At 56.0% G+C, this 9,427-nt stretch carries 7 protein-coding genes; 6 read left to right on the top strand and 1 reads right to left on the bottom strand.

Annotated features, from left to right (window positions below; all coding sequences use genetic code 11):
* The coding region (locus tag D2E25_RS10350; protein WP_164514816.1) for a carbohydrate ABC transporter permease at nucleotides 1–413 on the top strand (413 nt) is incomplete at its 5' end.
* Between the two features lie 218 nt (nucleotides 414–631).
* Here D2E25_RS10350 and D2E25_RS10345 read toward each other — a convergent pair.
* Complete coding sequence (locus tag D2E25_RS10345; RefSeq protein WP_125982548.1) at nucleotides 632–1,576, bottom strand: AEC family transporter; 945 nt, start codon at nucleotides 1,574–1,576, stop codon at nucleotides 632–634.
* Nucleotides 1,577–1,727: 151 nt separating this feature from the next.
* Here D2E25_RS10345 and dapE point away from each other — a divergent pair, with 151 nt between their 5' ends.
* The 5 genes from dapE (at nucleotide 1,728) to D2E25_RS10320 (ending at nucleotide 9,221) form a co-directional block, all read left to right on the top strand.
* Entirely contained in the window at nucleotides 1,728–2,957 is a 1,230-nt protein-coding gene (gene dapE, locus D2E25_RS10340) for a succinyl-diaminopimelate desuccinylase (RefSeq protein WP_241217178.1), read from the top strand.
* A 349-nt stretch (nucleotides 2,958–3,306) separates the two neighbouring features.
* Nucleotides 3,307–6,366 (top strand): Rne/Rng family ribonuclease, encoded by a 3,060-nt coding sequence (locus D2E25_RS10335; protein ID WP_125982546.1) that lies wholly within the window; start codon nucleotides 3,307–3,309, stop codon nucleotides 6,364–6,366.
* Between the two features lie 157 nt (nucleotides 6,367–6,523).
* Nucleotides 6,524–6,832 carry a 50S ribosomal protein L21 gene (rplU, locus tag D2E25_RS10330; protein ID WP_125982544.1) on the top strand — a complete coding sequence of 103 codons (309 nt, stop codon included), beginning with the start codon at nucleotides 6,524–6,526 and terminating at the stop codon, nucleotides 6,830–6,832.
* Between the two features lie 21 nt (nucleotides 6,833–6,853).
* A complete protein-coding gene (gene rpmA, locus D2E25_RS10325; RefSeq protein ID WP_125982542.1) occupies nucleotides 6,854–7,105 on the top strand; it encodes a 50S ribosomal protein L27 in 252 nt (83 codons plus the stop codon).
* 208 nt (nucleotides 7,106–7,313) lie between these two features.
* Nucleotides 7,314–9,221, top strand: a complete 1,908-nt coding sequence (locus D2E25_RS10320; RefSeq protein ID WP_125982540.1) for an immunoglobulin-like domain-containing protein — start codon at nucleotides 7,314–7,316, stop codon at nucleotides 9,219–9,221.
* The last annotated feature ends 206 nt before the right edge of the window (nucleotides 9,222–9,427 follow it).

Below are 9,427 nucleotides of genomic sequence, written 5' to 3'. Positions count from 1 at the left end.
CGAGCCTCATCTCCCCGTTTGGCCTTTACCTTATGTGGATTTTTTCGGAGCAGGCGGTGCCGCAGGAATTGTTGGAGGCTGCTCGCGTGGATGGTGCTTCGGAGTTTCGTACGTTCTGGCAGATTAGCCTGCCATTGTTGGCTCCGGGTATTGTCACGACTGCACTGTTTACGATTGTGGCGACGTGGAATAATTACTTCCTGCCGTTGATTATGTTGAAGGATGCTGACTGGTATCCGTTGACGATTGGTTTGAACCAGTGGAAGGATCAAGCGTCTACTGCTGGTGGTCAGGCTATCCAGAACCTGGTGATTACGGGCAGCTTGATTACGATTATTCCGTTGGTGATTGCGTTCTTGTGCTTGCAGAAGTACTGGCAGTCCGGCCTGGCCGCTGGCGCCGTCAAGGAGTAACCATTATCCGTTTGTAACGCATAACGGTATAAAGCCCATAGTCTTCTCCATGGAGGCTATGGGCTTTATTGTTTTGTGATTGTTTGAATGGTTGTTGTTGGAGGGTTGGGTTGGGGTATGTGTTGTTCGACCGTACCCTTGGCCGAGCGGCCTCGAGCGTGTCGAACATCACATACCCCAACCCAACCCGACCACCCCGCCGGCCGGGCCAGCTCAGCTTAGCTCAACAGTGCGGCGATGATCGCAATAAAAATCGGGCTGGTCATAGTTGACATAAGAATGCCATCGCGCGCAAACGTGAGACCCACGTTGTAGCGAGCCGCATAGTTGTACACGTTCTGACCAGTGGGGAGTGCGGCAAGTACCACGCACGCGTACAAAGTCGGGCCACGGAAGCCCATTAAGAAGTACGCAAGCAGGAACGCGATAATCGGCATCACAATATTCTTCAGCACAGCCACCGTGAAAATCGCTGGAATATCGCCCTTCTGCTGCAGTGGCTTTGTGCCATGCAGCGACATGCCAAACGCCATCAAAATCATCGGCACTGCAGATTCGCCGATCATGTTAATCGGGTCAAAAATGAAGTTCGGTACCGGGAACCAACCAAGCTTTGCCGACAGCGCGGAAACAGCAATACCGCCCAACGAACCAATCAACAGAGGTTGATGCAGCGGCTGCTTGAGAATCGCTTTCAGCGAGACCTTACCCTTAGTCGTCACATCAAGCACCGTCAAACCAATCGGCGTAAACAGTGCCTGCTGCATCACCAGAATCGGTGCCACCAGCGCTCCGTTGCCAAGAATGTACGTGGCAATAGGCAGGCCAATATTATTCGAATTCAAATACAGTGAGTTCAATGCGCCGATCGTCGCGTCAGCCGCGCCCAGATGGAAGAACATCCGGTTAAGAACCAAAAACAGTACGCCTATCAGCATTGCGGAGAGGAACGCGACAATAATCGACGAATGAAAAATCTCAAAAATCGGTTCCTTCGACAAAATCGCGAACATCAAGCATGGGCTAGAAACGAAGAAACTAAACCGATTGAGCACCATTTGCGCGCTCGGGCCGCCAATACGCATACGCGCTGCAACATAACCGGTACCAATCACAATGCCGATGACGCAGAAGCCTTCCATTGCGCTCAACAAACCCGGCATATCAAAACCCTCTTTCCCGCTCGAACATCCCCCATACTGCCATACATACTGCCCTTACATACTGCCTTGAAACAGTCGGAGTGCTGAAGATCGTCTCATAAATACGTTCGCAGCTCACGGTGCGCCCAGCTTGCCCATTACGATGAAGCGCATGACGAATGATGTGACGGCAACCGCTACGAGCCAACTGGGATTCACTGCTGACGAGACGCGCGAACAAGCGCTCGCAACCCTGCTGGAACAGGTGATGAATACGCGTTCGGTAAGCGATGAGGAAGGGCCGCTGGCCGATGCGGTCGAAGCGTTCCTGAGCGCTCAGTCACATTTGACCGTTCGCCGCCACGGTGACACAGTGGTTGCCTCCACGAATTTTGGTCGCGAACATCGCGTAGTACTCGCGGGGCATATTGATACTGTGCCGATTATCGACAACTTCCCGCCGCGCTGGCTTAAGCCCGGCGACCCGCTGATTCGCGAGGATGTAGCTGCCGCTCACCCGGGCGAGCGCGTGATGTGGGGGCGTGGCGCTACTGATATGAAAGCCTCTGACGCCGTTTTTCTGTATTTGGCGGCCACGCTTACCAACCCGCAATACGACTTGACGTACGTGTTCTACGATCATGAGGAAGTTGCCGCGGAAAAGAACGGACTGCGCAAGGTGGTGGAGAGCCATCCGGATTGGATTACTGGCGATTTTGCGATTATCGGCGAGCCAACCGACTGCGGTATTGAAGGCGGTTGCAACGGTACGATGCGCTTCGACGTGATCACGCACGGTGTTGCCGCGCATTCGGCGCGCGCGTGGATGGGAGAGAATGCGATCCACAAGGCTGCGGAGATTCTCAATCGTCTCAACGCGTACGAACCGCAAACCATCACTGTGGATGGTCTCGACTACCGCGAAGGTTTGAATGCAACGCTGATTGCTGGCGGTAAGGGCACGAACGTGATCCCTGATGAATGCCGCGTGCATGTGAACTATCGTTTTGCGCCTGACAAGACACTGCCACAAGCGAAAGCACTGATGATGGGTGCTGATGCGGGCATTGAACTGGGCGGTGGTGAAGGCGTTGCGACCGGTGGCGTGTTCGAAGGTTTCGGTATTGAAATGAAGGATGAGTCGCCAAGTGCGCGACCGGGTATGGATTCGCCGATGGCGCGCTCGCTGGCACAACTTGTTAAGGCGCGCACGGGGCGTGACCCGCTCGCCAAACTGGGTTGGACTGACGTGGCGCGTTTTGCAATTCTTGGCATTCCTGCAGTGAACTTGGGTGCTGGCAGTCCGCTGCTTGCTCACAAGCATGATGAGCAGCTTGCGGAAAGTGAGCTCACGCTCATGGCTGACATTCTTGAAGATTGGCTTTCGACAAGCGCAAATTAAGCACGTAATGAAGCACGTAACGAAGCACGCGTAACGATACTGTAAGCCGGTACTGTGCCCCAATGCTGCTGCGTACGGTTGTACTGCTCAACACTTCGTGCGACGCGGGGTGATTCCGCCGCTGTTCACGCTGACGTAAATTTTGTGTCATACTTAAAGACGGCGGTTCTGCAAACTGCCGGAGCGTGAATGGCGTTGATCCCCTCGCGCGCACTACAGCGCGAGCGCCGGTGTCCGCCTCACCACGCACACAGACTTTTGACGGAGTTGCCCTAAACGAGCGCAATTGATGCGCGGCCGCGGTGAGAGCGCGGTGTGACAATCGCGCGGGGCCTGAGCGTGCGATGCGATGCAGCGCATCGCGGGGAGTATCGTGCCTAGTGTAAACGATAACGGTTCCGGCATTTCCGGAACCGCACAGCATAATGCCAATAATTCGAATAATGCCGATGATTCGGCTCAGCCGCGTGCTGCGCAGGGGGCTTCATCTGCGTCAACTCCGGCACCTCGACGCCGCCGTGGCGGCCGTCGTGTGGTGCGCGGTGCGGGTGCTGCCGGCGCTGCATTGCAGTTGAAAGTTGAAGATCATTCTGCGCCGCTGTTTGAAGAGCCGAATGTACGCGAGGTGATCGCTGCTGTTGAAGCTGATGAGGCTGCAGCGCGTGAGCGTCGCGCGCAGTCTGATCGCGTGTCTGAACCTGCTGAATCGAGCGCTGCGCCGGCTGCAGATGACGATAATGCAGTGCGCGAACCGTCTCGTCGCATTCGTTCCCGCCGTCGCGCGGTGTCGATGGATGATGAGTCGGTTGAAACTCCTCGTCGTTCCCGTCGCCGTTCGCGCATTGATGCTGCAGATACTGACAGTGATACTGCAGATCGTGCTCGTCGTTCGGATTCCGCTGATGCTCCGGACCTAACTCGCGCATTTGACGCGATTGAGTCTTTGCCGGCGACTGAGCATCGCGCGCGCCCGATGACCTCGGTGCTTTTCCAGGAGCCTGTGTTGCCGTTGTTGGGGCGTGCTGCGCATGATGATCGTGAAACCAGCGATGATGAATACGAGGATTTGGATCGTCGTATTCGCGATACACGTGAGTCGCGTAGCGACCGTCGTTCTCGCCGCCGCAGCACTGCGGTTGCGCATATCGAACGCATTGAGGATGACGATCTCGATACGTTTGATGATAGCGATGCGAGCGATGCTCGCGATATCAATGATGTTCGCGCTGATCGTGAGACGCGTGATCAGGATGAGCGCCTCGAACGTGGCCGTCGCAACCGCTCTGGCCGCGCGAACCGAGCTGCTGATAACGATCGCAATGCTGACCGCAGTGATACCCGCGATCGTGCTGATCGTGCCGCTGACAGTTCAGACGCTGCCGATCGCGCTGATGATCGCCGGGACACTCGCGACACCACAGACAGTGGGGAAGAGACTAGCCGCTCTTCTTCGCGCCGCAACCGTCGCCTGAACGCGCAGGAGCGTCGTGCTGCAGCCGAGGTTGAGCAGATCGAAGAAGACCTCGAGCTGGATGATATTTCCTACGCGCCAATCGACGAAGAGGAAGCTCCCGCGGAAAGCACGGGTCGCCGCCGTCGCCGCCGTTCGCGCGCGAATCGTGCTGAGGAGCCGCGTGACGATCGCGACGATCGTTCATCTGACGAGTCTGAAGTAGCCGATGAGCCGACTGAATCTCCGCGTCGCCGTTCGCGCGATGATGATGACGAAGAGTCGACAGTAACTCGTCGCCGTCGTCGCCGCCGTTCGCGTTCCGGCGAGGAGCCAGCTGAAGAAGAGCCGATGATTCGCCGCTCTCGCAAGCAGCAGTACATCGACGAAATCACTGATGTTGAAGGCTCCACTCGTCTCGAAGCGAAGAAGCAGCGCCGCCGCGATAATCGTCGTGAGCGCAGTCGTCAAAGCCAGCTCACTGAGCAGGATTTCTTGGCACGCCGCGAAAACGTGGACCGTCTGATGGTGGTGCGCGAACGTGGCCACCACACGCAGATTTCCGTAATCGAAGACAATATTCTTGTCGAACATTACGTTTCCGATATTCAGGAAGTCGCCACAGTTGGCAACATTTATCTTGGCCGCGTGCAAAACGTGCTGCCGAGCATGGAAGCTGCCTTCGTGGATATTGGCCAGTCGCGTAACGGTGTGCTGTATGCCGGCGAAGTCAACTGGGATGCAACGCGTCTCGAAGGCCAGCCGCGGCGTATTGAGCTCGCGTTCAAGTCTGGCGACCCGGTGCTCGTGCAGGTCACTAAGGACCCGATCGGCCATAAGGGTGCGCGTTTGACCAGCCAGGTTACGCTGGCAGGCCGCTTCCTCGTGCTGGTGCCGTCCGGTGGCATGACTGGTGTCAGCCGCAAGCTGAGCGAGCGCGAACGTAGCCGTCTGAAGAACATTGTTTCGAAGATCGCCCCGAAGGATATGGGTGTGATTATTCGTACCGCTGCGGAAGGTGCAAGCGAAGAGGCAATTGTTAAGGATTTGGAGAGCTTGACTCGCCAGTGGGAGCGCATTAGTTCCAAGCGTGAAGAGTTCTGGCATGGCAAGCGCCCCAAGCTGCTGCAGGGTGAGCCTGACGTGGCTATCCGCGTGGTGCGTGACATTTTCAACGACGACTTCAACCAGCTGATTGTTGAAGGTGACAAGGTGTACGACCGTATCGAAGAGTATCTCGATACGATGGCTCCTGACCTCAAGGAGAAGCTGGTTCGTTGGAACCCTGAAGAGCATCAGGGCAAAGACGTGTTCGACAAGTGGCAGATTGATTCGCAGCTGCGCAAGGGCATGGAACGCCAAGTCTACTTGCCTTCCGGCGGCTCGATTGTGATCGATCGTACGGAAGCAATGACGACGATCGACGTGAACACAGGTCGCTTTATCGGCCGCGGTAAGAGCCTTGAGGAAACGGTGACGCGCTGCAACCTCGAAGCTGCTGAAGAGATCGCTCGTCAGCTGCGACTGCGCGATATTGGCGGCATGGTGATGATCGACTTTGTGGACATGGTCATGCCTGCGAACCGTGATCTGGTGCTGCGCCGCTTGGTGGAGTGCTTGGCGCGCGATCGTACGAAGCATCAGGTGGCGGAAGTCACGTCGCTAGGCTTGGTGCAGATGACGCGTAAGCGCATTGGCCAGGGCTTGGTGGAAGCCTTCTCTGAAGAGTGCCCGACCTGCCGTGGCCGCGGATTTATCCTGCATGATGAGCCAACCGTAAGCGCGGATTATGATGATCCGTATGCGCTCAAGGGCGGCGATCCGTTCGTGAAGACCAATAAGCATGGTCGCGGCACGGATGTGCAGGTGCCGCAGGGCTCTAGTGCGGATGTGAAGGCTAAGCTCGCGCAAATCGCTGCGGCTGCGGTGGCGGCGAATAACGCGGACGATAAGGAGTAACTCGATCAACGGTCGATGTTTCGGCGTGTCGCGATTGACACGCCGGGAATTCGACTTGCGTTAGTACACGGGTCGGTGTACGTTAGATAGTCGGTGTCTGACCGCGGGCGAGTGTGTCAGGCAAGAAGCTTTATAACACCATAGCAAGGAACGAAGCATGTACGCGATTGTGAAGGCCGGTGGCCATCAGGAGAAGGTCGAGGTCGGTGACGTGATTCTCGTCAACCGTCTCGAGGCTAAGAAGGGCGAGACCGTTGAATTCCCGGTCGCGCTCGTTGTGGACGGTTCCAAGGTGACCTTGGCCGCCAAGGATCTCGCGGCGATCTCCGCCAAGGGCGAGGTTGTTGACGATGAGGCTAAGGGCCCGAAGATCAACATCATGAAGTACAAGAACAAGACCGGCGTGGCTCGTCGTAAGGGCCATCGTCAGCCGTTGACCGCCGTCAAGATCACGGCGATCGCCTGAGTAACAGGAAGGATCTGAATCATGGCACATAAGAAGGGTGCTTCCAGCTCGCGTAACGGTCGCGATTCGAAGCCTCAGTACCTCGGCGTCAAGAAGTTCGGCGGCGAAGCCGTCGTGGCCGGCAACATCATCGTGCGTCAGCGTGGCACCAACTTCCACCCGGGCGAGAACGTCGGCATCGGCAAGGATCACACTCTGTTCGCCCTCAAGGACGGCAGCGTGAAGTTCGGTGTTCGTCGTGACCGCAAGGTCGTTGACGTCATCGCCGCCTGAGCGATTTGCTAGACTCCTAGCAGACTTTATAAAACCGCACTGTGCACTTTATAGCGCCAGTGCGGTTTTTGCATATTTGCATTGATGAGAGATGCGTCCAACAGATAAGCAGAAAATGTTCAAATAGCCGTCCCCCCCCTAAGTAGCCTTGATTCTCAAGTCGTCGAGTTGGTTCGTAGACGAATGGGTCGAGAGAATTGAGAATGTGATGAGCAATCGCAACAATGTGGTGAGCGGTTTATGGCTTCACTTGGCGGGTGTGCTCGCTGCCCTGACGATGCTGCTGACTGGCATGGTGACCACCGCCACTGCCAATGCTGCTAACAACGCCGATGGTGATGTGACACTGGACTTCAATGGGATAAGTGTCTCTGGTGCCGATAAAGTCATCAAAGGCAGGCTTGATGCAGATGGCTGGGTGCCGGATCTGTCGGATGATGACCCTACTAATGTTAATACGCTAGATCCGCTTTACTCTTATTTCTACGGTTGGAATACCAAAGCTGACGGTACAGGGGATTGGTACATTTTTACTGGTCACCGAAACAATCCGGCAGGTGTTCTCAATGGTGTTACCGTTGACAAAGCTCCGAAGCTTGCCAACGGCAAGCTGAAGTATCCGCAGGGTGGCAAGCTGTATGCTCAGTCCGATACGTTTAAGGATTATTATGACTTCTACGAGAAAGGCATTTTTAATCCTTCTCAGCCCAAGGTTCGGCGTGATGAAGTCAAGAATCTCACGTTCACTACGAACGGGTGGAACGGAAGATTTCGCGGCGCAGTATACGTGAGTGCGTGTCAGTCGAACTGGAAAACTGCTGGTCGATGGGAAGATCAGTGCCTCAATTATGATGGCAGCGCTTTTCAAGGTGATGGTTGGAAAGTGCTCTATGACACGTTGCTGTATACCGACAATGGTGGAGCATCTGAGCCGTATTCGCTAGGTTATGGTGCTAACCCTGACAAACTCAATAAGTTGTTGGATGCTGCTTACGCGAATTCCAAGATTAAGTATCTCAACGTGTACGCCTATCCTTACAATAACGAAGTTGCGCCGGTTCAGATTGGTTCTGTCGAGCTGGATCGTAGTGAGGCTCCCGCTCCAGATACCGAAGCTCCGGTGTTCTCGGGTGTTTCGGATGTGACGGTTTATCAGGGTGCCACTTTTGATCCGTTGTCTGGTGTTTCTGCAAAAGACGCGGTTGATGGTGATGTGACTCAGAACATCACGGTCGCTCCGTCCGCTGTTGACACCTCCAAGCTTGGCGAGACCACACTGACTTACACGGTCAAAGATAAGGCCGGCAATACGGCGACCGCGACCCGTGTGGTGACGGTGAAAGCCGTGCCTGATACGACTGTTCCGGATACGACTGTTCCGGATACAACCGCTCCGGTGTTCTCGGGTGTTTCGGATGTGACGGTTTATCAGGGTGCTGCTTTTGATCCGTTGTCTGGTGTTTCTGCAGAGGATGCAGTTGATGGTGACGTGACCTCTTCCATCACAGTCTCCCCATCCGCAGTGGACACCACAAAGCTCGGCAAGGTTTCCTTGACTTACACGGTGTCCGACAATGCCGGCAATACGGCGACCGCCACGCGCGTGGTGACGGTGAAGGCCACGGCTCCGGACGCAGACAAGGATCTGACCACTGATACGCAGGACACTGATTTAGTCAAGCCGTCTACCGCGAAGCCCGGAGAGACGCTGACCTTGCAGCTCCCGGCCGAATATGCAGGCAAGCAGGGTGACGTGTATGTCTACTCCACGCCTACCGTCTTGGCTGTGGATGCGACCGTGTCTGATCAGGGCACGCTTGAGGTGACGCTGCCGACGAGCCTTGCCGCGGGTAAGCACCGCATCGTGTTCAAGCCGTATGACGCAACTCTGCCGCTGGTGTGGGATTCGTTCACGGTTCCAGCCAGCCAGCAGAACCCACAGCCTACTCAACCGAACACGGACCTGGTCGCCGGTACGAAGAAGCCTATCACTAAGAAGTCTCTGGCTGTCACCGGTTCCAGCGTGGCGCCGATCGGCATCGCCGCTTTGGTGCTGGCCTCCGTTGCTGGCACTGCTCTGGTGCTTCGCCGCTACTGTACAGCGGAACGGGTCTGATATACGGGCTGAAATGGACGTTTCCAGCGATTCGCAGTACGAAATAGGACGCTTCGAAGCTTCAAAACGTCCATTCGACACTGCGAATCGCTGGAAACGTCCATTTCAGCCCGTATATCAGACCCGTTCCGCTGTACAGTAGCGGCGAAGCACCAGAGCAGTGCCAGCAACGGAGGCCAGCACCAAAGCGGCGATGCCGATCGGCG

The sequence above is a fragment of the Bifidobacterium goeldii genome (assembly GCF_003951095.1).
Lineage (GTDB): Bacteria > Actinomycetota > Actinomycetes > Actinomycetales > Bifidobacteriaceae > Bifidobacterium > Bifidobacterium goeldii.
The sequence above is the reverse complement of the archived record's forward strand: the minus strand, read 5'-3'. Positions and strand labels throughout refer to the sequence as shown.